Below are 21,710 nucleotides of genomic sequence, written 5' to 3'. Positions count from 1 at the left end.
CACTGTCTCCGAATTATTTCGCGGCCATACGCAGCGCGCCGTCGAGGCGGATCACTTCGCCGTTGAGCATGTCGTTTTCGATGATGTGGCGCACCAGCGCCGCGTATTCATTCGCTCGGCCAAGCCGCGGCGGGAACGGAACACCGGCAGCCAGTGAGTCACGAACCTCCTGCGGCATGCCGGCCATCATCGGCGTCTCGAACACGCCGGGCGCGATGGTCATTACGCGGATCCCGTGGCGCGCCAGTTCGCGGGCCGCGGGTAGCGTCATGGCGACAACGCCGCCCTTGGATGCAGCATAGGCGGCCTGGCCGATCTGGCCGTCATAAGCGGCGATGGACGCCGTGTTGATGATCACGCCGCGATTGCCCCGTGCATCCGGCTCGCCCCGGGCGATGGCTTCAGCGGCCAGACGCAGCATGTTGAAGCTGCCGATCAGGTTAAGGCCGATCACCTTGCTGAAACTCTCCAGCCCATGCGGCCCCTGACGCCCGAGGATTTTCTCGCCGCTGGCGACTCCGGCGCAGTTGACCAGCCCATGCAGGCCGCCAAAACATTCGACCGCTGCTTTCACAGCCGCTTGCGCAGCGGCCTCGTCACAGACATTGGTGACTACCGCGTGAGCGTCGACGCCGAGCGCCTCGCTGCGCTCGTTGAGCAGCTCGGCGTTGATATCGGCCAGGACCACTTTCGCACCGGCCGCGACCAGCTCTTCGGCAGCCGCAGCGCCCAGCCCGGAGGCGCCGCCTGTTATCAGGAAAACCTTGTCTTGAATGTTCACTGCACGACCTCGAGAAAATGATAGGTATCGCGGCAGATCACCTGCCGGATCCCGCTGGATTCATCTTCTTCAGACCGATGGGTACGGACAATGGTCGTTGCGGGCAATCGCGGTGACCGGTTTGGCCAAGGCAGCTGGAACGGGTTGCACGCTGTGGGCCGTGTGGGTCCATGATTGACTTTGTAGGAGCCAGCTTGCTGGCGATCCGTGCTTCACCGCCCCGCGTGAACTGAGAGCTCACGCCTGATCGCGAGCGAGCTCGCTCCTACGATAAAGCGCGACGGCGAGCGGCTGACGTCTGCACTCGTCCTGCCAGTCCTGTAGGAGCCAGCTTGCTGGCGATCCGCGCTTCAACACCCCGCGTGAATTGAGTTAACGCATGATCGCGAGCGAGCTCTCTCCTACGAAAAGCGCGACGGCGAGCAGCTGACGTCTGTATTCGCCCTGCCAGTCCTGTAGGAGCCAGCTTGCTGGCGATCCGCGCTTCACCGCCCTGCGTGAACTGAGCCAACCCCTGATCGCGAGTGAGCTCGCTCCTACGAAAAGCGCAACGGCGAGCGGCTGACGCCTGTACTCGTCCTGCCAGCTCTGTAGGAGCCCGGCTTGCTGGCGATCCGCGATCCGCGCTTCACCGCCCCGCCTGAATTGAGCTAACCCCTGATCGCGAGCGAGCTCGCGCCTACGAAAAGCGCGACGGCGAGCGGCTGACGTCTGTACTCGTCCTGCCAGTTCTGTAGGAGCCAGCTTGCTGGCGATCCGTGCTTCACCATCCCGTGTGAATTGAGTTAACGCATGATCGCGAGCGAGCTCGCTCTTACGAAAAGCGCGACGGCGAGCGGCTGACGCCTGTACTCGCCCTGCCAATCCTGTAGGAGCCAGCTTGCTGGCGATCCAAGGCCCAACCACTAGACCGAATCACCTGCAAAAGACTAGGTCCCGCCAGCACCTACAAACGGGCTATGGTCCTTCATCGCCACGCAAGATCAGGCTGCGGTACTGCCCCGGGTTGGTCCCGGACCATTTGCGAAATGCCTTGTAGAAGGAGCTGACGTCGGCGAAACCCAAGTGCTCGGCGATGTCGGCGTAGGTGATCGAGGCGTCCGCCAGCCATAGGGTCGCCATCTCCTGTCGCACTTGGTCCTTGATGGCCTGATACGTCTGTCCGGCTTCGGCCAACCGACGGCGCAAGGTCGAGGGCGATACGCACAGGGTCTGCGCGAGTCCTTCGCTGGTTGGCCAGTGCTCGGCTGGCAACTCGCGCAACTGCGCCTTGATGCGGCTGGCGAGGCTCGTTGTGTCGCGGTATCGCACCAGAATGTTGGCCGGTGCCTGAGCCAGGAAGCTGTGCAGTTCCTGCTCGTTGCGCCGCACCGGCAGGTCGAGCACTTCGGCAGCGAAGATGATGCGCGTGGTAGGTCGAGAAAAGCGCAGGTTGCGCGAGAACATCACTCGATAGTCGTCGGTGTAGGCCGGCTCATCACAGCGCAGCTCCACCGCCAGCAGCGGGATACGGCGACCCACCAGCCAGCAGGCCATGCCGTGCAACAGCATCCAGAAGGTGAAATAGCTGAAGGCGCGCAGCGGAGACGCGCCGGCCGCCTCATGCAGCGCCACCTCCGCCAGGCTCTCGCTGCGATGGAGCTGGCCGCGAAAACCTTCGAAGGTGAGGCCAAAGAAATCCAGCGCCACGCGTAGCGCACTGTCGAGGTTTGGCTGGGCCATGGCCGCGCGGCAGACGAACGCGAAGCTGCCGGTACGCATCCGTCGCGCATCCATCCCGAAGAACTCGTCATCGAAATGCCGGGCCAGGCGCCGCCAGAATTTGCTGTATGTCACCACATCGATTCTCGCATCGGGATCAGCCAGATCGATCGGAGCCAGCCCAAGCTGACGCAGCAACAGCTCAGCCGGCAGTGAGGGCGAGGTAAATGCGCGCAGCGCCTCTTCTACCAGACGTACGGAAATGGTGCCCTTGTCGTCGCGGCTCATGCGCGCCCCATCATCACATCGTGGCTGTTGGCGGCGACATCGCGCAGGAAGTCCCAGCACACGCGCATCCGCGCCAGGTCCTTGTTTTCGATCGGCATCAACATCCAGAAGGTTCGAGTGAATTCGATTTCCTCGACCAGCACCTCCTTGAGCAATGGCTCCCGGCTTGCCGAGAACGCTGGAAGGATCGCCAGCCCGGCGCCCGCTGCAACCGCTTCCTGCTGGGCAAGGATGCTGGTGCTGCGCAGCGAGTGCTGACGCGGGCGGACGATCTCGTCGAGGTAGAACAGCTCTTTGCTGTAGAGCAGGTCCTCGATGTAGCTCACGAACACGTGTCCACTCAGGTCTTCGCGGCTACGGATCGGCGGATGCGCGGCGAGATAGGCTTCCGAGGCATAGAGACGCAATACGTAGTCAGTAAGTTTGGTGATCACATAAGGGCCGCGCTCCGGCCGCTCCAGAGTGATGACGATATCCGCCTCGTGCCGCGCCAGGCGCACCGAGCGCGGTACGGCCAGCAGATCGACTCCCAGATGCGGGTAATCGCGGGTCAGGTTGGCCAGCTGACCGGCCAACATCAGCGTGCCGTACCCCTCGGTCGCACCGATGCGTACCTGGCCGGATAGCTTGTCGGCAGTCAGGCTCGGTTGTTCGATCGAGGCGATTGCGCTTTCCATCGCCTCAGCCTGGGCAAGCAATTCCCGCCCCGCCTCGGACAGCCGATAGCCCGCCTTTGCGCGGACGAAAAGTTGCCGGTCCAGCGCCTTCTCCAGCGCCTGCACACGCCTGGCCACGGTGGTGTGATCGACGGCCAGGCGCCGCGCGGCGATGGTCAATTTGCCGGCCCGTGACAGCTCAAGAAAGAAACGCAGGTTGTCCCAATCCACAGCAGCTCCAGATCCATCAGATGAGCCGTTCGCGGCCCTTTGCCGAACATCGTTGTGCAAAAACACAGAATACCTCTGCATTTCGCGCCATAGGTTTACTATTTTCACGCTGCTAGGCTCGTTGATCGAACCTGTTTTGCCTAACGGCATCCGCATCATTCCAAGAAGAAGGAACCGACATGAGCCAGAAGATCCAGCTCGAAATGCGCGACCACACGGCCCTGCTGACCATCGCCAATCCGCCTGCCAATACCTGGGATCGCGAGTCGCTGGCAGCGCTGGAACAGATCATCAACCGGCTCAACGACGACCCCAACGTCTATGCACTGGTAATTACCGGCCAGGGCGAGAAGTTCTTTTCGGCAGGCGCGGATCTCAAGCAGTTTGCCGACGGCGACAAGCAAGGCGCCCAGGAAATCGCGGCACTGTTCGGTCGCGCTTTCGAGGCCTTGACCCATTTTCGTGGTGTATCCATCGCGGCAATAAACGGCTACGCCATGGGTGGCGGACTGGAATGCGCTCTGGCATGCGACATTCGAATCGCCGAAGAACAGGCGCAGATGGCGTTACCGGAAGCCAAGGTCGGATTGCTGCCCTGCGCAGGCGGCACACAGAACCTGCCATGGCTGGTCGGCGAAGGTTGGGCCAAGCGAATGATCCTGTGCGGCGAGCGCATCGATGCGCAGAAAGCCGAGAAGATCGGACTGGTCGAGGAAGTCGTTGGCCGAGGCGAATCACTGGAAGCTGCTCTGAAACTCGCGGCGCTCGTCGATCAGCAAAGCCCCTCCTCCATAAGCCGCTGCAAGCGCCTGGTGATGAATGCACGTCAGGGGCCGCAGGATGCCGGCTGGCAAGCCGAGCGCGAACTGTTCGCCGAATTGTTCGATACCCAGGATCAGAAGGAAGGCGTTAATGCGTTTCTGGAGAAGCGCAGCCCAACATGGCGTAACGCCTGAGCCCGTCGGCCCCGCCTCGCCTCGGCGGAGCTCGGGAAGGTGGATAGGGAAGCTTTCTCTATTCACGAACCCCGGGGCGAGCAGTACATCTGTAGGGGCGAATTTATTCGCCTGCCTAGGGCATCTTCGCGCTCATGGTCGAATGAATTCGACCCTACAGGTTCATTCTTTCCGCCTGGAGCAAGCGGGCAGCCCACGCCGTGCATCCCGTAGGGGCGAATTTATTCGCCCGGCAATCCATAGCGCACGGCATTACTTGAAGTTGCGCTTCACCAGCCGCTCCAGCCAACCCACGATGCCGGACCGGAAGAGCAAAACGCAGAGCACGAAGATCACCCCGAGAATGACGTGCACCCACTCACCCAACGGCCCGTTGGACAGCGAGCTCTGCAGCGTAACCACTACCGTTGCCCCTACGATTGGCCCGAGGATAGTGCCGACGCCGCCCAGCAGCGTCATCAGGATCACTTCGCCGGACATGTGCCAGTGTGCGTCGGTTAGCGAGGCGAGCTGAAAGACCACCGTCTTGGTCGATCCGGCCAGCCCAGTCAAAGCGGCAGAAATGACAAAGGCCAACAGCTTGTGCGCATCGACGTTGTAGCCCAGCGAGATCGCACGCGGCTCATTTTCGCGAATCGCCTTGAGCACCTGTCCATAGGGTGAGTGGATGGTGCGCTGGATGATCGCAAAACCAATCACGAATACCGCCAGAACGAAGTAGTACAGCGACCGGTTGTTCTGCATGTCGAACAGGCCAAACAGATGGCCGCGCGGAACGCCCTGCATGCCGTTTTCGCCGCCCGTGAAGGGTGCCTGAACGAATACGAAGAACACCATCTGCGCCAGGGCCAGCGTAATCATCGCGAAATAGATGCCCTGTCGGCGAATCGCCAGCAACCCGAATACCGCCCCCAGCACGGTAGACGCCAGGGTTCCGGCGAGAATGCCGAGCTCGGTGCTCAAGCCACTGTAGGTACTGAGCATGTAGCCGGTTATGTAACCACCGCAGGCAAAAAATGCCGCGTGCCCGAACGACAACAGCCCCGCGTAACCCAGCAGTAGATTGAAGGCGCAAGCGAACAGCGCGAAGCACAGTAGCTTCATCAGAAGCACCGGGTAGACCATCATCGGTAGAACCAGCGCCACAGCTAGCAGCACCAGATAGAAGATGCCCTGACGTCGCCGCGCCGCGCGGCGGCGTTCGCGCTCGGCGTTGGCACGCACGGCAGACGCTTTCATGGAAGAGGCTTGAACGTTTTCTTGAGTCGACATGTTCATGCCTCCTTGCCGAACAGGCCTGCGGGACGCACGAGCAGGACCAGAACCATGATCACGAAGATCACCGTGTTTGCCGCCTCGGGATAGAAGACCTTGGTCAGCCCTTCGATCAGGCCCATGGCGAGGCCGGTGATGATGGCCCCCATGATCGACCCCATGCCACCGATCACCACCACCGCGAACACCACGATCAACAGATTGGAGCCCATGCCCGGCGTCACCGCGTAGATGGGTGCAGCAAGCACTCCGGCAAACGCCGCCAGCGCGACGCCATAGCCATAGGTCAGGGTGATCAGCAGCGGTACGTTGATGCCGAACGCCTGCATCAGTTTCGGATTCTCCGTGCCGGCCCGCAGGTAGGAACCCAGCCGGGTCCGCTCGATCATGTACCAGGTGACAAAGCACACCGACAGCGCCGCAACGATGACCCAGCCGCGGTACGTTGGCATGAACATAAAGCCGAGATTGTGGCCACCTTTGAGCATTTCGGGCATCGGGTAGGACGACCCGGAAACGCCGAACAGTTTGACGAAACTGCCCTCGACGATCAGTGCGAGGCCAAAGGTAAGCAGCAGCCCATACAAATGATCCTCACCGGCGATACGTCGCAGCAGGCCGCGCTCGATGCCCATCCCCAGCAACCCGACCAGCAGCGGCGATAGCACCAGTGCTGCCCAGTAATTGATCCCCAGGTAATTCAACCCGAGGTAGGCGGCGAAAGCGCCGAGCATGTATTGCGCACCGTGCGCGAAGTTGATGATCCGTAGCAGCCCGAAAATGATCGCCAGGCCTAGGCTCAGCAGCGCATAGAACGAACCATTGATCAGTCCTAGCAGCAGCTGTCCGAACAGAACGCTCAGGGGAACGCCGAAAACGAGAGTCATGATTCACTACCCAAAGGAATTCCGGGACACCCGGCCAATGACGGCCGGGCTGAGGCGTGGGCCAGACAGGTCAGCTCTTGGGCGCCATCTTCTTGCACTGGCTGTCGCCAATCGGGCGGAACGCCTGGTCGCCCGGGATGGTGCTGACGACCTTGTACAGGTCCCACTCGCCTTTCGACTCGGCGGGCGTCTTGACCTGCACCAGGTACATGTCGTGCACCATGCGGCCGTCCTCGCGGATGGAGCCATTCTTAGCGAACATGTCGTTGACTGGCGTCTTGGCCATATGCGCGCGCACGGTCTTGGTGTCGTCGCTACCGGTTTCCTTCACTGCATTGAGATAATGCGTGGTGGCCGAGTAAATCCCTGCCTGCACCATGGTCGGCATGCTGCCTACGCGCTCGGAGTAACGCTTGGCCCAGGCCCGGGTATCCTCATTCATGTCCCAGTACCAGCCGGTGGTCAGCATCAGGCCCTGGGTCACTTCAAGCCCCATCGCATGAATGTCATTGAGGAACACGACCATGCCTGCGAGGCGCTGGCCGGACTGGGTCACGCCGAACTCACTAGCGGTTTTCAGCGAGTTGACTGTATCCGCGCCAGCGTTTGCCAAGGCGACCACATCGGCGCCTGAACCCTGTGCCTGGAGAATGTAGGACGAGAAATCGCTGCTCGGGAATGGATGGCGGACAGTACCGACCACACTGCCCCCCTCCTCCTCAACGACCTTCTTGATGTCCGCTTCCATCGCGTGGCCGAACGCATAGTCGGCGGTGAGGATGAACCAGCTCTTGCCGCCGTCCTTGAGTACGGCGTTGGCCGTGCCATTGGCCAGGGCGAAGGTGTCGTAGGTCCAGTGAATATGATTGGGTGAGCAGAATTCGTTGGTGATGCTCGAAGCCGCTGCGCCGGAGATCAGGGCCAGCTTGTCGCCCTGCTCTACCACTTTGGCTGCAGCGAGAACCACCGAGCTGGCAACCAGGCCGGTCACCATGTCCACGTTGCGCTCGTCGATCCACTGCCGCACGGTGTTTGCGCCGACGTCCGGCTTGTTCAGGTCATCCGCGTTGAAAGTGACAATCTTCTTGCCATCGACGGTGCCACCGAAATCTTCGATGGCCATCTTCAAAGCTTCCAGACCACCCGGGCCGGACAGATCGCGGTAGGTACCGGACATGTCGGCCAGGTAGCCGATGCGGATTTCATCGTTGCTGATTTCAGCCTGCGCGGCACCGGCGATCATGCTGGAAACGAGAACGGCGGCTGCGGTCTTCTTTAGATTTTTCATATTCACCCACTGTGATTGTTTTTGTTGTGGCTATTGAACACCGGCGTTCACTGCGGACCGGCTGGCTTGCTTTGCGAGGGTGGTTACACACCCAGACAGCTATTCAAAAACTCCTTTTTCGAATTCAGGTCTGCAGCGCTGATTTCCTCGATGATCTGCCCGTGCTCCATCACGTAATGACGGTCGGCCAGTGGTGCGGCGAAGCGGAAGTTCTGCTCCACCAGGACGATGGTCAGGCCACGCTTTTTCAGCTTGATCAGTACCTCGCCCAGCTTCTGCACGATCACCGGCGCCAGGCCCTCGGTGATTTCATCGAGCAGCAGCAGGTTGGCGCCGGTGCGAAGAATGCGCGCCATGGCGAGCATCTGCTGCTCGCCACCAGACAGCCGCGTGCCCTGACTGAAGCGGCGCTCATACAGGTTGGGGAACATCTCGTAGAGCTCGTCCAGCCCCATTCCGCCGCTGCGCACGGTCGGCGGCAGCAAGAGGTTTTCCTCGACATTGAGGCTGGAGAACACGCCGCGCTCCTCTGGGCAGTAACCGACCCCGAGCCGCGGAATGAGGTGGGCCGGCATGCCCATGGTTTCGTTACCGTTGACGACAATCGAGCCGGTGCGGCGGCCGACCATGTTCATGATCGCGCGCAGGGTGGTGCTGCGACCGGAGCCGTTCCGACCGAGCAGCGTAACCAGTTCGCCGCGCCCGACCACCAGATCGACGCCATGCAGAATGTGGGATTCACCATAGAAGGCATGCAGGTCATCGACGCGCAATTGATCGCGATCAGCCATGGGTGTCATGGGTGCGCCTCCTCTGCGTCGGCTTCACTGCCCATGTAGGCTTCACGCACGTCGGGATTTGCCGAGACGGTCTCGTAGTCGCCTTCTGCCAGAACCGAGCCGCGTGCCAGGACAGTGATGCGGTCGCAGAGCCGGCTGACCACACTCAGGTTGTGCTCGACCATCAGCACCGTCCGATTGACCGCAGCACGCCGTACCAGCGCAACGACCATATCGACGTCTTCACCGCCCATGCCTTGCGTGGGCTCGTCGAGCAGGAGAACAACGGGATCCAGAGCCAGAGTAGTGGCAAGCTCGAGCGCGCGCTTGCGGCCATAAGGCAGCTCGATGGCCAGTGTCTGGGCGAAGGTTTCGAGGTCGACGTCGGCCAGCAGCTGCATGGCTCGATCGTCCAACTCGCGCAGGGTGCGTTCTGATTTCCAGAAGTGGAAGGAATTGCCAAGCTTCTGTTGCAGCGCGACGCGCACGTTTTCAAGCACGCTCATGTGGCCGAACACAGCCGATATCTGGAACGAGCGCACCAGACCGAGACGGGCGATCTCGTTCGCCTTCATGGCGGTGATGGACTTGCCGCGGTAGATGATTTCCCCGCGAGTCGGGGTCAGGAATTTGGTGAGGAGATTGAAGACGGTTGTCTTGCCGGCGCCGTTCGGGCCGATCAGTGCATGGATGTGTCCCTTCTCGACACGAAGCTCAACCGAATCAACCGCCGTGAAGCCGCGGAATTCCTTCGTCAATCCACGCGTTTCCAGCACGAAGTCTGGTGCCATGGGATGCCCTCTAACCCTGATTATTGTTGTTGGTTATGGCGCAGGTCGCCGGGTGACCTTTACGTAAACGATAACAATCGTTTCCAGCCCGAGGCAAGCCTCAAATTCAAACGCGCGATTGATGTATCGATGGCCTCTAAAGGCGTCGAGCCACCCTAGAAGGTAGCCGAAAAAAACCGGGCCGCTTCGGGCCCGGTAAAGATCAACGAGGAGGTATTGCAGTATCGCGTGTATCTGTTACCAAAGTGCGAGCGTGTAGCTGAGGATCAGACGGGTCTCATCGATATCGCGACCGAAGTTGGTACGTACGGTTGCGTTACGAACCTTCATGCCAACGTTCTTCAGCGGGCCACTCTGGACCACGTAGGCGATATCGGTGTCGCGTTCCCACTCCTCGCCTTCGCCACCACCACTCAGATTGACGTTGTCACCCGACACATAGCGCGTCATCAGGCTCAGCCCAGGAATGCCCATCGCCGCGAAATCGTAGTCGTAGCGGACCTGCCAGGATTTTTCGTCTTCGTTACCGAAGTCGTTGATCTGCAGCAGGTTGATCAGCATGTTGTCGCCGCCGGAGATGTAAGCAAACCCGGTGTCGCCGCTCATTTTCTGGTAGCCGCCGGTAAAGCCATGGCCGCCGACTCTGTAGGTAAAGAGCGCGCCAAAGGCGTTGTTATCGACATTGCTATTGCCGTCATCGGTGGAGCGCACATAGCGAAGATCGGTCTTGAAGCTCTGGTTGTCGCCGATCGGCATGACGTGAACCAGCTGCGTGTTGTGCTGCTTGTAAATTCCGTCCAGCCCGCCGTAGTAGTAGCTGGCCGTCAGTTCCGGACTGAACTGGTATTTGCCACCGGCAAAAAGAAACTCATCACTGGTCGCGGTGTTGCCCAGCACGATATTTCTCGCACCGGCGTTAAAGACAGCCATCTCCTCATAATTCGAGGAGTCTCGATAACTGGTGCGGTCGAGCATACCCACGTCGAGTTGCAGCCCCTCGACTTCCTTGCTCTGTAGCCAGGCGCCTCGGTAAATGCTGGGCAACAGTCGGCTGTCGTTTCGCATCACCACCGGAATGATGGGCTGGAGGGTACCGACATGCAGGGTGGTGTTGGACATCTTCGCTTTGGCGGTAAGGCCCGCCGTACCGTAGTCATCCTCCGGCTGATTGGACGAATCTCGTTGCAGAAGACCGGTACCTGAACGGTCTGGGCTGGAGTCAAGCTTGACGCCCAACAGGCCGAGGGCATCGACGCCGAAACCGACCGGTCCTTCGGTGTAGCCGGACTCCATCTTGAGAATGAAGCCTTGGCCCCACTCCTCTGCCTTGTTCTGCCCGGTACCGCTGCGGAAATCACGGTGCATATAGAAGTTGCGTGCCTCGACGCTCGCCTTGCTGTCGTCGAGAAACGCGGCTGAAGCCATCGAAGAGGTACCTAGGGCAGCGGCCGCCAGGCTGTTGAGAATGAAGAAACGGCTCAGGGGTTTCAGTTGCATAGTTATCTCTCTTGTTATTGTCTTGGTTGATGCAGCTGAGAACCCGACCTCGCTCCTGTCGGGTCTCATTTTTACCGCACGAAGCGGTAAATTCGTCGCTACCGCTCAGCCTGCGGTAGCTCTGGGCACGCGGCCCAGCAAATAGAACTCGTCGTTGGGCGGCGTGCGCGCCATCGACACCAGACGATTGGAAAGCCCGAACAGCGCAGCAATCGCGCCAATGTCCCAGATGTCGTTCAGAGTGAAGCCTATTTCTTCCAGTTGTGCCTGCCAGCTGTCATCCAGCACACCGCGATGCGCTGCCAGATGCAGCGCGAAATCGAGCATCAACTGCTGACGCTTACTGATCGGCGCGGTGCGATAGTTGACGGCAATCTGATCGGCGATCATCGCGTCTTTAGCAAGGATCCGCAGAATTGCACCGTGGGCGACTACGCAATACAGGCACCCGTGATCGGCACTTACCGCTACGACGATCATCTCCTTCTCGGCCTTGGTCAGGCTGTCGGACTCACGCTCCATCAAAGCATCGTGATAGGCAAAAAACGCCCGAAATTCATCCGGCCTATGAGCCAACATAAGAAAAACGTTGGGCACGAAACCCGCTTTTTCCTGCACGGCCAGGATGCGCTGGCGCACATCGTCTGGCAGTGCCGCGAGATCACCGATCAGGGGAAATCGGCTGATGGCTTGGGTCATGGAAGGCTCCTCGCAGTTGGGGCGACGATTACTGTTCCCCGAGCCCAAGCTCGGCCACGCTGACTTCGCGCATCTTGAATTTCTGCACCTTGCCGCTGATGGTCATGGGGAAATCATCGACGAACTTGATGTGCCGTGGCGTCTTGAAATGTGCGATTCGGCCCTTGCAGAACTCGCGAAGCTCGTCAGCCGTGGCCTCATGGCTGGGATGCAACTTGACCCAGGCGACGATCTCCTCGCCGTAAGTCTTGTCCGGCACACCGATGACCTGCACGTCCGCCACTGCTGGATGAGTGAACAAGAACTCCTCCACTTCGCGTGGATACACGTTCTCCCCGCCGCGGATGATCATGTCCTTGTTGCGCCCGACGATCTTCAAATAACCCTCGTCATCCATGATCGCGAGATCGCCGGTGTGCATCCAGCGCGCGCCATCGATGGCGCCGGCCGTAGCTTCCGGGTTGCTCCAGTAGCCGAGCATTACGCTGTAGCCGCGGGTGCAGAGTTCACCGATCTGCCCACGCGGCACGATGCGGTTGTGCTCGTCCACGACCTTGCTTTCCAGATGCGGCTGGGTGTGGCCGACGCTGGTGACACGTCGCTCGAGATCATCGTCCGGGCCGGTCTGGGTGGAGACCGGACTGGTCTCGGTCATGCCGTAGGCGATCTGCATTTCGGCGAGGTGCATGTCGTCGATCACCCGCTTCATTACCTCGATCGGGCAGGTAGAGCCCGCCATGATCCCGGTGCGCAGATTGCTCAGGTCCAGCGATTGACGTTCCGGGTGGTCGAGCATGGCGATGAACATGGTCGGGACGCCGTACATACCCGTGGCCTTTTCTTCGGCGGCGGCCTGCAGCGCCGCCAGGGGTTCGAAGGCGGCGCTGGGGTAGATCATGGTGGTGCCATGAGTAACGCACCCCAGATTGCCCATCACCATGCCGAAGCAGTGGTACAGAGGTACGGGAATTACCAGCCGGTCATGTTCGGTGAGCTTCAGGCTCTCCCCGACCATGTAACCGTTGTTGAGGATGTTGTAGTGACTGAGGGTGGCGCCCTTGGGGAACCCGGTGGTGCCCGAGGTGTACTGGATATTGATCGGGTCATCGAACTGCAACTGCTCGCCGCACTGACGTAGCTGTTCCGGGCCTACACTTTCAGCCATGTCCATGAGGCCTTTCCACAGCAGCATGCCGTCCACGGGCTTGTCGCACAGGCTGATCACGCCGCGCAGCTCGGGCAGCATGTGGCTCTGCAAGGCACCTACGGCCGAGCGTTCCAGTTCCGGGAGCAACTCATGAAGCATCGCATGGTAGTCAGAGGTCTTGAATGCATCTGCACAGATCAGCCAGCGACAGCCGGACTGCTTGAGCGCGTATTCGAGTTCGTTGAGCCGATAAGCCGGGTTGATGTTCACCAGCACTACACCCACTTTCGCGGTGGCGAACTGGGTGATACACCACTGCGCATTGTTTGGCGACCAGATGCCTACCCGCTCGCCCGGCTGCAGCCCCAATGCCAGAAGGCCGCGAGCACAGCGATCCACTTCTTCTGCCAGCTGCGACCAGGAATAACGCAGGTTCTGATGACGCACGACCAAGGCCTCGCGGTCGGAGAACCGCTCGACCGCTCGGTCGAACGCTGCGCCGATGGTCATCGGCAACAGAGGGTTGGTCTGCGGTCCGCAGGTGTAGCTCGGAAGACTCATGTCGAAATTCCTCAGTCTTATGTTTGTTATGAGGCCTTGCTATCCGGGGCTTGCCGCTGTTGACAGTCATTCCGGACGTGGTTACGTTAACGTAAAGGTAACAGCGTGACAACCCACCGCACCTCGCTCCTTTTCAGCTTAGGAAATCGGTGCCGGGACGCGACAGACAACAGGCTGAACCGCAGCTGGAAAGTCGGCTTTTTTCCTCCTGCAGCAGTCGAACCAGAACAACTACAAGACAAACAGGTGGCACATGAACTATTCCGGCCTCAACTTCGCTCTCGGCGAAACCGTCGACATGCTTCGCGATCAGGTGCGCGGTTTCGTTGCCGATGAAGTCGCGCCCCGCGCCGAAGCCATCGACCGCGACAACCTCTTTCCCAGCGACATGTGGCGCAAGTTCGGCGACATGGGCCTGCTCGGTATCACCATAGACGAGGAATACGGCGGCGCCGGTATGGGTTACCTGGCGCATGTCATCGCCATCGAGGAAATCAGCCGTGGCTCGGCCTCGGTGGGCCTGTCCTACGGCGCGCATTCCAACCTTTGCGTCAATCAGATCAACCGCAACGGCACGTTGGAGCAGAAGGCTAAATACCTGCCCAAACTGGTCTCGGGCGAGCATGTCGGTGCGCTGGCGATGAGCGAACCGAACGCTGGTTCGGACGTGGTTTCGATGAAGCTGCGGGCCGATCGCAAAGGCGACCGCTTCGTCCTCAACGGTAGCAAGACCTGGATCACCAACGGCCCGGACGCCAACACCTACGTGATCTACGCCAAGACCGACCTGGACAAGGGCGCGCATGGCATCACCGCCTTTATCGTCGAGCGCGACTGGAAGGGTTTCTCGCGCGGCAGCAAGTTCGACAAGCTCGGCATGCGCGGCTCCAACACCTGCGAGCTGTTCTTCGATGACGTCGAGGTGCCCGAAGAGAACGTGCTGGGTGTCGAGAATGGCGGCGTGAAGGTTTTGATGAGCGGGCTGGACTATGAGCGCGTGGTGCTGGCCGGTGGCCCGGTCGGCATCATGCAAGCCTGTTTGGACGTGGTGGTGCCCTATATTCACGACCGCAAGCAGTTCGGCCAGAGCATCGGTGAATTCCAGTTCATCCAGGGCAAAGTGGCCGACATGTACACCCAGCTCAACGCCAGCCGCGCCTACCTCTACACCGTGGCGCAAGCTTGCGACCGTGGCGAGACCACCCGCAAGGATGCTGCCGGCGTGATCCTCTATACCGCTGAGGCCGCAACACAGATGGCGCTGCAGGCCATTCAGATTCTGGGCGGCAACGGCTACATCAACGAATTTCCGACCGGCCGGCTGCTGCGCGACGCCAAGCTCTACGAGATCGGCGCGGGGACCAGCGAGATCCGCCGGATGCTGATCGGCCGCGAGCTGTTCAACGAAACCAAATAACGTAAGTAGAAGTGGAGCCAGCTTGCTGGCGATGCTGTTCACAGGCCGATCGCCAGTAAGCTGGCTCCTACGAAAAGCACTTAATCCGGAGTGAGCCGAACATGGCCATCCTGAACACCCAGATCAACACCCGTTCGCCTGAATATGCAGCCAACCGCGATACGATGCTCGAACAGGTGGAAAACCTGCGCGCCCTGCTCGGCCGCGTCAGCGAAGGCGGCGGTGAGAAGGCACAACAGCGCCACGTCTCGCGCGGCAAGTTGCTGGTTCGCGACCGCATAAATGCTCTCCTCGACCCCGGCTCGGCGTTTCTCGAAGTCGCCCCGTTGGCGGCTTACGAGGTCTACGGCGAAGACGTCGCTGCCGCTGGCGTTGTTGCCGGCATCGGTCGGGTGGAAGGCGTCGAATGCATGATCATCGCCAACGACGCCACCGTTAAAGGCGGCAGCTACTACCCTATTACCGTGAAAAAGCACCTGCGCGCGCAGTCCATCGCCCAGCAGAACCGCCTGCCCTGCATTTATCTGGTGGACTCCGGCGGTGCCAACCTGCCACGCCAGGATGAGGTCTTCCCAGATCGCGAACACTTCGGCCGGATCTTCTTCAATCAGGCCAACATGAGCGCAATGGGCATTCCGCAGCTCGCTGTGGTGATGGGCTCCTGCACCGCCGGTGGCGCATATGTGCCGGCCATGGCGGACGAAACCATCATGGTGCGTAACCAGGCGACCATCTTTCTCGCCGGCCCGCCGCTGGTTAAAGCAGCCACCGGCGAAGTGGTGACCGCCGAGGATCTGGGCGGTGCCGATGTGCACTGCAAGATCTCCGGAGTGGCCGACCACTACGCCGAGAATGACGAGCACGCGTTGGCCATCGCTCGACGCTGCGTGGCCAATCTCAATTGGAAAAAGCTCGGCGAAGTGCAAGCACGCCAGCCGCGCGCCCCCTTGTATGCGGCAGATGAGCTTTACGGCGTGATTCCCGCTCAGTCCAAACAGCCCTATGACGTCCGTGAAGTCATTGCCCGGCTGGTGGACGGCAGTGAATTCGATGAGTTCAAGGCGCTGTTCGGCAACACGCTGGTCTGCGGCTTCGCCCATCTGCACGGCTATCCGATCGCCATCCTCGCCAACAACGGCATCCTCTTCGCCGAAGCTGCGCAGAAAGGCGCGCACTTCATCGAACTGGCCTGCCAGCGCGGCATTCCACTGCTGTTCCTGCAGAACATCACGGGCTTCATGGTCGGCCAGAAATACGAAACCGGCGGCATCGCCAAACACGGCGCCAAGCTGGTGACAGCAGTGGCTTGCGCCCATGTTCCGAAGTTCACCGTGGTCATCGGCGGCAGTTTTGGTGCGGGCAACTACGGCATGTGCGGCCGCGCTTACGACCCGCGCTTCCTGTGGATGTGGCCCAACTCACGCATCGGCGTGATGGGCGGCGAACAGGCGGCGGGCGTGTTGGTACAGGTCAAGCGCGAGCAGGCCGAGCGCAGCGGCCAGACGTTTTCCGACCAGGACGAAGCGCAGCTCAAGCAGCCGATTCTCGAGCAGTACGAGCAACAGGGGCATCCCTATTACTCCAGCGCCCGGCTTTGGGATGACGGGGTTATTGATCCGGCGCAGACGCGCGATCTGCTGGGCCTGGCAATCTCAGCCAGTCTCAACGCGTCGATCGAGCCGACCCGCTTCGGCGTATTCCGGATGTAATTATTTCTCTAGGGCAGCGCAATCGCCGGACTGCGCTGCCCTACGTCGAGGAGACCCGTCATGACCGATTTCACCACCATAGAACTGGAAATGGACCCTCGCGGGTTTGCCACCCTATGGCTCAACCGCCCGGAAAAGAACAACGCATTCAACGCCGAAATGATTCGTGAGCTAGTGCTCGCTATCGATCAGGTGCAGTTGGACAAAAGTCTCCGCTTCTTGCTGCTGCGCGGAAGCGGCCGTCATTTCTCGGCGGGTGCTGATCTCGCCTGGATGCAGCAGTCGGCCAAACTGGATTTCGAGGCGAATCTGGCCGATGCCCGGGAGCTGGCCGAACTGATGTACAGCCTCTACCACCTTAAACTGCCAACCCTGGCTGTGGTGCAGGGCGCAGCTTTTGGCGGCGCTGTTGGGTTGATCGCCTGCTGCGACATGGCCATCGGTGCGCATGATGCGCAGCTGTCGTTATCGGAAGTGCGTATAGGGCTGGCGCCCGCGGTGATCAGCCCCTTCCTCGTCAAGGCCATCGGCGAGCGCGCCACGCGGCGCTATTCGATGACAGGCGAGCGCTTTAGCGGCGAGCGTGCACGCGAACTGGGTTTGCTGTCGGAGACCTATGACGGAGCTGAACTGAACGACAGCCTTCACGGCTGGATCGATACCCTGCTGCTCAACAGCCCCCAGGCCATGCGTGCCAGCAAGGACCTCATGCGTGAAGCTGGCAGCGTTCTGCTGAGCCCGGCACTGCGGCGCTACACCGAGAACGCAATCGCGCGCATCCGTGTCAGCCCCGAGGGACAGGAAGGGCTCAACGCCTTTCTGGAAAAGCGTAAACCCAAGTGGTTGGGGCGCACTTGATGGCCGGGTCTGCCCGGAGCTCAGCCCCCTCACCCCAACCCTCTCCCCAGAGGGGCGAGGGGGTTAGGTCGTGCGGTGTTTGGACTGCTAGGTCGGCCCGCCGCGCCGTCTCATACGTACATTTCTATGTATCGATCTGGCAAGCCAACAGCCGCCAGACCACACCACCATCGCCCCGCCTAACCTCGTCGTTCCCTCTCTCCCCCGGGGAGAGGGCTAGGGTGAGGGGGAAAATTTTCAAGGCCACGCAGGAATCACAACAATGATAACCACCCTCCTGGTCGCCAACCGCGGTGAGATCGCCTGCCGCGTGATGCGCACCGCCAAGGCCATGGGCCTGACTACAGTTGCCGTGCATAGCGCCATCGACCGTGACGCAAGGCATGCCCGAGAAGCGGACATCCGCGTCGATCTCGGTGGCGCCAAGCCCGGCGAGAGCTACCTCATGATCGACAAACTGATCGCCGCCGCCAAAATCAGCGGTGCTCAGGCTATCCACCCCGGGTATGGCTTTCTCTCGGAAAATGCGGCGTTTGCTCGCGCCATCGAGGATGCCGGGCTGATCTTCCTCGGCCCGCCCGCCTCCGCAATCGACGCCATGGGCAGCAAGTCCGCAGCCAAGGCGCTGATGGAGAAAGCGGGCGTACCGCTGGTGCCGGGCTATCACGGCGAAGCGCAGGACGTGGAAACCTTCCGCGTCGCCGCAGAAAAAATCGGCTATCCCGTCTTGCTCAAGGCAACCGCAGGCGGTGGCGGCAAGGGGATGAAGGTCGTGGAGCGCGAAGCGGATCTCGCCGAGGCGCTGCAATCGGCACAGCGTGAAGCGCAGTCCTCCTTCGGTGACTCGCGCATGCTGGTCGAAAAGTACGTGCTCAAACCGCGCCACGTTGAAATCCAGGTGTTCGCCGACTCGCACGGCAACTGCCTGTACCTCAACGAGCGCGACTGCTCGATCCAGCGCCGACACCAGAAGGTGGTCGAGGAAGCGCCAGCGCCGGGCCTATCGCCTGAACTGCGCCGCGCCATGGGTGAAGCGGCGGTGAAGGCCGCGCAGGCGATCGGCTATGTCGGTGCCGGCACGGTCGAGTTTCTGCTCGATGCGCGCGGCGAGTTCTTCTTTATGGAAATGAACACCCGTCTGCAGGTGGAGCATCCCGTCACCGAGGCCATCACCGGCCTTGATCTGGTGGCCTGGCAGATCCGCGTTGCACGCGGCGAGCCGCTGCCGATAACGCAAGAACAGGTACCGCTGATGGGCCATGCCATCGAGGTGCGCCTGTATGCCGAAGATCCGGACAATGACTTCCTCCCGGCCACCGGCACCCTCGACCTCTACCGCGAATCCGCCGCTGGCCCTGGCCGGCGAGTCGACAGCGGCGTAGCCGAGGGCGACACCGTGTCACCCTTCTACGATCCCATGCTTGGCAAGCTGATCGCCTGGGGCGAGAACCGTGAGGAGGCCCGCCTGCGTCTGTTGGCAATGCTCGACGAAACCTGTGTCGGCGGCGTGCGCACCAACCTCGCGTTTCTACGCAGGGTGATCGGTCATCCCGCCTTCGCCAGCGCCGAGTTGGACACCGGATTCATCCCGCGCCACGAAACCGAGTTGATGCGCACGCCCGGCGAGCTGCCTGATGCGTTCTGGCAGTTGGCCGGTGAGCGCTACGTGCAGACCGAGCCCGCGAAGATCCGTCAGGACGACCCCCACTCACCCTGGGCCAATCGTGACGGCCTGCGTTTCGGTATGCCGACACGGATAGGCGTACACCTGCAATGCAACGGCGAAAACCGTCTGGTGCGCATCGATGCTGCCTCTCTCGGGAGCGAGCGCACTGACGATTCGGCCCTTTCCGAAGGCTCGCTCACGCACAAGCCCGCCGCAGCACACGCCGTGCGGCGCCCGAAAGTGATTCGTCAGGGCAAAACCCTGTATCTGGAATGGAATGGTGAGCTGCAGGCGGTGACCGCATTCGACCCCATCGCCGAAGTCGAAGCCAGCCACCAGCATCACGGCGGCCTGACGGCGCCCATGAACGGCAGCATCGTGCGCGTACTGGTTGAGGCCGGGCAAAGTGTTGAAGCGGGCGCCACGCTGATTGTGCTTGAGGCCATGAAAATGGAGCACAGCATTCGAGCTGCCGAAGCCGGGGTGGTCAAAGCCGTCTATTGCGCTGAAGGCGAGATGATCAGCGAGGGCGCCACGCTGGTAGAGCTTGAGTGATGAATGCCACGGCTGTCTGGCGAATCGAGGAAGCGCCGCCAGTCTGGTCCCGCGACTGGGATAGCCGCCGGACCCACTTCGAAACCACTCCCCGTCGGAGCGAACCAGCGCCGCCAGGGAGTTGTTTTTGCGAGCAAGGACTGAAGCGTTGCGCCCGCTTTTACATTGCCGCCAGTACCAAGCAGTGGCTACATTTTGAAGCGGCTTACCAGCGCGTTCAGGTCCACCGCCAGACGCGTCAGTTCCTGCGTAGCGATGCTGGTCTGCTGCGCACCCGCCGACGTCTGCACCGACAGATCCCGAATGTTCACAAGATTGCGGTCAATTTCGCGAGCGACCTGGGCCTGTTCTTCGGATGCACTGGCGATAACCAGGTTGCGTTCGTTGATACCGGCCACCGTCTCGGCGATCTGCACCAGCGCAACGCCCGCCGCCTGAGCCTTGTCGAGCGTCCCTTGAGCGCGAGATGCGCTCTGCTGCAGCGCGTCTACGGTCAGGCCGGTTCCTTGCTTGATGCTGCCGATCATCGATTCAATTTCCTGAGTCGATTCACCGGTACGTTTAGCCAGTGCGCGTACCTCATCTGCCACGACGGCAAAGCCACGACCGGCATCGCCCGCTCGTGCAGCCTCGATGGCGGCGTTAAGGGCCAACAGGTTGGTCTGCTCTGCCACCGCGCGGATGACGTCCAGCACACGGGTGATGTTCTGGGTCTGGTTAGCCAGATCTCCAGCGCGATCCGAGGCGCTGAGTACGTCATGGGCGAGCGCCTGAATCGAAGCGATAGCGTCGTCCAGCTGGATACGGCCTTGCTGCGCCGACTCGCTCGATGCACGCGAAGCCTCGGACGTCGAGACGGCATTGCTGGCGACTTCTTCGACGGCGCAGGTCATCTGGTTGACGGCAGTGGCCGCCTGTTCGATCTGATCGTTCTGTCTCTGAAGGCCCGTGGTGCTGTCCAACATCACCGCCGTCATTTCCTCAGCCGAGGTGGTCAGAACATTAGTCGAATCGTTGATCTGCCCGATGATATTGCGCAGGTTGGTCTGCATCTCTCGCAGGGACGTGAGCAGCTCGGTGGCTTCGTCATTACCATCGACCAGTACCTCGTGGGTCAGGTCGCCCTTGGCGATCTCGTTGGACACCACCACAGCCCGGCGCATCGGCCGGACGATGCTGGCAGTCAATATGAATGCCAAGGCGACGGTAGCCATCAACGCAACCAGAATCACAGCGGCGATAACCATCCGGGCATTCTGGTAGACGGCCGTAGCGGCCCCCACCGCATGGTGAGCGCCTTCCTCATTGAAGGTGCGAAGTTTCAACAGCGCTTCCTCGAACTGCGCCCCCATCGCGTCAACACGAGCATTGATCGCTGCCGCTTGCTCGGCGCTCGGGCTGCCAGCCATGACGCGCTTACGCTCTTCGAGCGCCTGAGGATACTGCGCGAACACATCCTTGGCTCCTGCGAACACGCGAGCCTCGTCCGCATCGGAGACGTGTGCCTCGTAACGAACCATCAGGGCTTGGATCTCGCTCAACGCCTTTGCAATCACGCCATCGCTCTTGCGAATCGTCTCAGGATCATTGAAAGCGAGCTGACGCAACGATTCCGTCTGGATATGAGAAAAATTCAGCGCGATGTCATCCGCGGCCGCCTGGCTTGGCATCCAGTCCGAGTCGATTTCACTGCCGGCCGCTCGGATCGCGGCCATCTGCATCAGGCTGAACAGCCCAAGCGCCGTCAGCAATACGGCTACGAGCGCAAAGAACAACAGCGTGCGATGGGAGATCTTCAGTTTGCGGAGCATAGGAACCTCGAAAAAAGGCGTCCGGCAAAAGCCGGGTTTCCTATTATTTATCTGCACCGGGCGGCCTAACTTGAGCATCAGGAGTCCACTGTTTGACTACCGAGTCGGGATTCGGGCGGCGCGAAGCCTTGCACCACAGCCTTTCAGCAACTCGCTT

General features: G+C 60.9%; 17 protein-coding genes. 5 read left to right on the top strand and 12 right to left on the bottom strand.

Annotated features, from left to right (window positions below):
- Nucleotides 1-13: 13 nt before the first annotated feature.
- From NA619_RS19100 to NA619_RS19090, 3 genes are all read right to left on the bottom strand, one after another.
- Complete coding sequence (locus tag NA619_RS19100) at nt 14-781, bottom strand: SDR family NAD(P)-dependent oxidoreductase (RefSeq protein WP_255963391.1); 768 nt, start codon at nt 779-781, stop codon at nt 14-16.
- A 957-nt stretch (nt 782-1,738) separates the two neighbouring features.
- Nucleotides 1,739-2,770 (bottom strand): AraC family transcriptional regulator, encoded by a 1,032-nt coding sequence (locus NA619_RS19095; protein ID WP_255963390.1) that lies wholly within the window; start codon nt 2,768-2,770, stop codon nt 1,739-1,741.
- A complete protein-coding gene (locus tag NA619_RS19090) occupies nt 2,767-3,657 on the bottom strand; it encodes a LysR family transcriptional regulator (RefSeq protein ID WP_255963389.1) in 891 nt (296 codons plus the stop codon). The genes NA619_RS19095 and NA619_RS19090 overlap by 4 nt, the downstream gene beginning before the upstream one ends.
- Nucleotides 3,658-3,836: 179 nt before the next feature.
- On the opposite strand from NA619_RS19090, the gene NA619_RS19085 reads away from it, so the two are divergent.
- Nucleotides 3,837-4,613 carry an enoyl-CoA hydratase gene (locus tag NA619_RS19085; protein WP_255963388.1) on the top strand — a complete coding sequence of 259 codons (777 nt, stop codon included), beginning with the start codon at nt 3,837-3,839 and terminating at the stop codon, nt 4,611-4,613.
- 252 nt (nt 4,614-4,865) lie between these two features.
- Here the strand turns inward: NA619_RS19085 and NA619_RS19080 are convergent, their stop codons facing one another.
- The 8 genes from NA619_RS19080 to NA619_RS19045 all read right to left on the bottom strand — a co-directional run bounded on the left by NA619_RS19080 (nt 4,866) and on the right by NA619_RS19045 (nt 13,537).
- The gene (locus NA619_RS19080; RefSeq protein ID WP_255963387.1) at nt 4,866-5,885 is read right to left on the bottom strand and encodes a branched-chain amino acid ABC transporter permease; all 1,020 of its coding nucleotides are present in this window, start codon (nt 5,883-5,885) and stop codon (nt 4,866-4,868) included.
- A 2-nt stretch (nt 5,886-5,887) separates the two neighbouring features.
- Nucleotides 5,888-6,775: a branched-chain amino acid ABC transporter permease gene (locus tag NA619_RS19075; RefSeq protein ID WP_255963386.1), complete on the bottom strand. Its 888-nt coding sequence runs from the start codon at nt 6,773-6,775 to the stop codon at nt 5,888-5,890.
- Nucleotides 6,776-6,845: 70 nt separating this feature from the next.
- Entirely contained in the window at nt 6,846-8,063 is a 1,218-nt protein-coding gene (locus NA619_RS19070; protein WP_255963385.1) for an ABC transporter substrate-binding protein, read from the bottom strand.
- An 83-nt stretch (nt 8,064-8,146) separates the two neighbouring features.
- Nucleotides 8,147-8,863 carry an ABC transporter ATP-binding protein gene (locus tag NA619_RS19065; RefSeq protein ID WP_255963384.1) on the bottom strand — a complete coding sequence of 239 codons (717 nt, stop codon included), beginning with the start codon at nt 8,861-8,863 and terminating at the stop codon, nt 8,147-8,149.
- A complete protein-coding gene (locus tag NA619_RS19060; RefSeq protein ID WP_255963383.1) occupies nt 8,860-9,633 on the bottom strand; it encodes an ABC transporter ATP-binding protein in 774 nt (257 codons plus the stop codon). Before NA619_RS19060 ends, NA619_RS19065 begins: the two co-directional genes overlap by 4 nt.
- A gap of 237 nt (nt 9,634-9,870) precedes the next feature.
- On the bottom strand, nt 9,871-11,130 hold the full coding sequence (locus tag NA619_RS19055) for an OprD family porin (RefSeq protein ID WP_255963382.1): 1,260 nt from the start codon (nt 11,128-11,130) through the stop codon (nt 9,871-9,873).
- Nucleotides 11,131-11,235: 105 nt separating this feature from the next.
- The gene (locus tag NA619_RS19050; RefSeq protein WP_255963381.1) at nt 11,236-11,829 is read right to left on the bottom strand and encodes a peroxidase-related enzyme; all 594 of its coding nucleotides are present in this window, start codon (nt 11,827-11,829) and stop codon (nt 11,236-11,238) included.
- A 28-nt stretch (nt 11,830-11,857) separates the two neighbouring features.
- Nucleotides 11,858-13,537 carry an AMP-binding protein gene (locus NA619_RS19045; RefSeq protein WP_255963380.1) on the bottom strand — a complete coding sequence of 560 codons (1,680 nt, stop codon included), beginning with the start codon at nt 13,535-13,537 and terminating at the stop codon, nt 11,858-11,860.
- A gap of 253 nt (nt 13,538-13,790) precedes the next feature.
- On the opposite strand from NA619_RS19045, the gene NA619_RS19040 reads away from it, so the two are divergent.
- The 4 genes from NA619_RS19040 (at nt 13,791) to NA619_RS19025 (ending at nt 19,742) form a co-directional block, all read left to right on the top strand.
- A complete protein-coding gene (locus NA619_RS19040; protein ID WP_255963379.1) occupies nt 13,791-14,954 on the top strand; it encodes an isovaleryl-CoA dehydrogenase in 1,164 nt (387 codons plus the stop codon).
- Nucleotides 14,955-15,055: 101 nt separating this feature from the next.
- Entirely contained in the window at nt 15,056-16,663 is a 1,608-nt protein-coding gene (locus NA619_RS19035) for a carboxyl transferase domain-containing protein (RefSeq protein WP_255963378.1), read from the top strand.
- Nucleotides 16,664-16,723: 60 nt separating this feature from the next.
- Entirely contained in the window at nt 16,724-17,521 is a 798-nt protein-coding gene (locus NA619_RS19030; RefSeq protein WP_255963377.1) for a gamma-carboxygeranoyl-CoA hydratase, read from the top strand.
- 262 nt (nt 17,522-17,783) lie between these two features.
- Nucleotides 17,784-19,742: an acetyl/propionyl/methylcrotonyl-CoA carboxylase subunit alpha gene (locus tag NA619_RS19025; protein WP_255963376.1), complete on the top strand. Its 1,959-nt coding sequence runs from the start codon at nt 17,784-17,786 to the stop codon at nt 19,740-19,742.
- A gap of 188 nt (nt 19,743-19,930) precedes the next feature.
- On the opposite strand, the gene NA619_RS19020 is transcribed toward NA619_RS19025, so the two are convergent.
- Nucleotides 19,931-21,553: a methyl-accepting chemotaxis protein gene (locus tag NA619_RS19020; RefSeq protein WP_255963375.1), complete on the bottom strand. Its 1,623-nt coding sequence runs from the start codon at nt 21,551-21,553 to the stop codon at nt 19,931-19,933.
- Between the last annotated feature and the right edge of the window lie 157 nt (nt 21,554-21,710).

The sequence above is a fragment of the Stutzerimonas stutzeri genome (genome assembly GCF_024448895.1).
In the GTDB taxonomy this organism is placed as follows: domain Bacteria; phylum Pseudomonadota; class Gammaproteobacteria; order Pseudomonadales; family Pseudomonadaceae; genus Stutzerimonas; species Stutzerimonas stutzeri_Q.
The sequence above is the reverse complement of the archived record's forward strand: the minus strand, read 5'-3'. Positions and strand labels throughout refer to the sequence as shown.

Excerpts from the sequence above, each read along its gene's own strand:
- NA619_RS19030 (WP_255963377.1), top strand. The coding sequence starts at position 16,724 with ATGACCGATTTCACCACCATAGAACTGGAAATGGACCCTCGCGGGTTT.
- NA619_RS19070 (WP_255963385.1), bottom strand. The coding sequence starts at position 8,063 with ATGAAAAATCTAAAGAAGACCGCAGCCGCCGTTCTCGTTTCCAGCATG.
- NA619_RS19085 (WP_255963388.1), top strand. The coding sequence starts at position 3,837 with ATGAGCCAGAAGATCCAGCTCGAAATGCGCGACCACACGGCCCTGCTG.
- NA619_RS19050 (WP_255963381.1), bottom strand. The coding sequence starts at position 11,829 with ATGACCCAAGCCATCAGCCGATTTCCCCTGATCGGTGATCTCGCGGCA.
- NA619_RS19035 (WP_255963378.1), top strand. The coding sequence starts at position 15,056 with ATGGCCATCCTGAACACCCAGATCAACACCCGTTCGCCTGAATATGCA.
- NA619_RS19065 (WP_255963384.1), bottom strand. The coding sequence starts at position 8,863 with ATGACACCCATGGCTGATCGCGATCAATTGCGCGTCGATGACCTGCAT.
- NA619_RS19040 (WP_255963379.1), top strand. The coding sequence starts at position 13,791 with ATGAACTATTCCGGCCTCAACTTCGCTCTCGGCGAAACCGTCGACATG.
- NA619_RS19020 (WP_255963375.1), bottom strand. The coding sequence starts at position 21,553 with ATGCTCCGCAAACTGAAGATCTCCCATCGCACGCTGTTGTTCTTTGCG.
- NA619_RS19095 (WP_255963390.1), bottom strand. The coding sequence starts at position 2,770 with ATGAGCCGCGACGACAAGGGCACCATTTCCGTACGTCTGGTAGAAGAG.
- NA619_RS19080 (WP_255963387.1), bottom strand. The coding sequence starts at position 5,885 with ATGTCGACTCAAGAAAACGTTCAAGCCTCTTCCATGAAAGCGTCTGCC.
- NA619_RS19025 (WP_255963376.1), top strand. The coding sequence starts at position 17,784 with ATGATAACCACCCTCCTGGTCGCCAACCGCGGTGAGATCGCCTGCCGC.
- NA619_RS19045 (WP_255963380.1), bottom strand. The coding sequence starts at position 13,537 with ATGAGTCTTCCGAGCTACACCTGCGGACCGCAGACCAACCCTCTGTTG.
- NA619_RS19075 (WP_255963386.1), bottom strand. The coding sequence starts at position 6,775 with ATGACTCTCGTTTTCGGCGTTCCCCTGAGCGTTCTGTTCGGACAGCTG.
- NA619_RS19060 (WP_255963383.1), bottom strand. The coding sequence starts at position 9,633 with ATGGCACCAGACTTCGTGCTGGAAACGCGTGGATTGACGAAGGAATTC.
- NA619_RS19055 (WP_255963382.1), bottom strand. The coding sequence starts at position 11,130 with ATGCAACTGAAACCCCTGAGCCGTTTCTTCATTCTCAACAGCCTGGCG.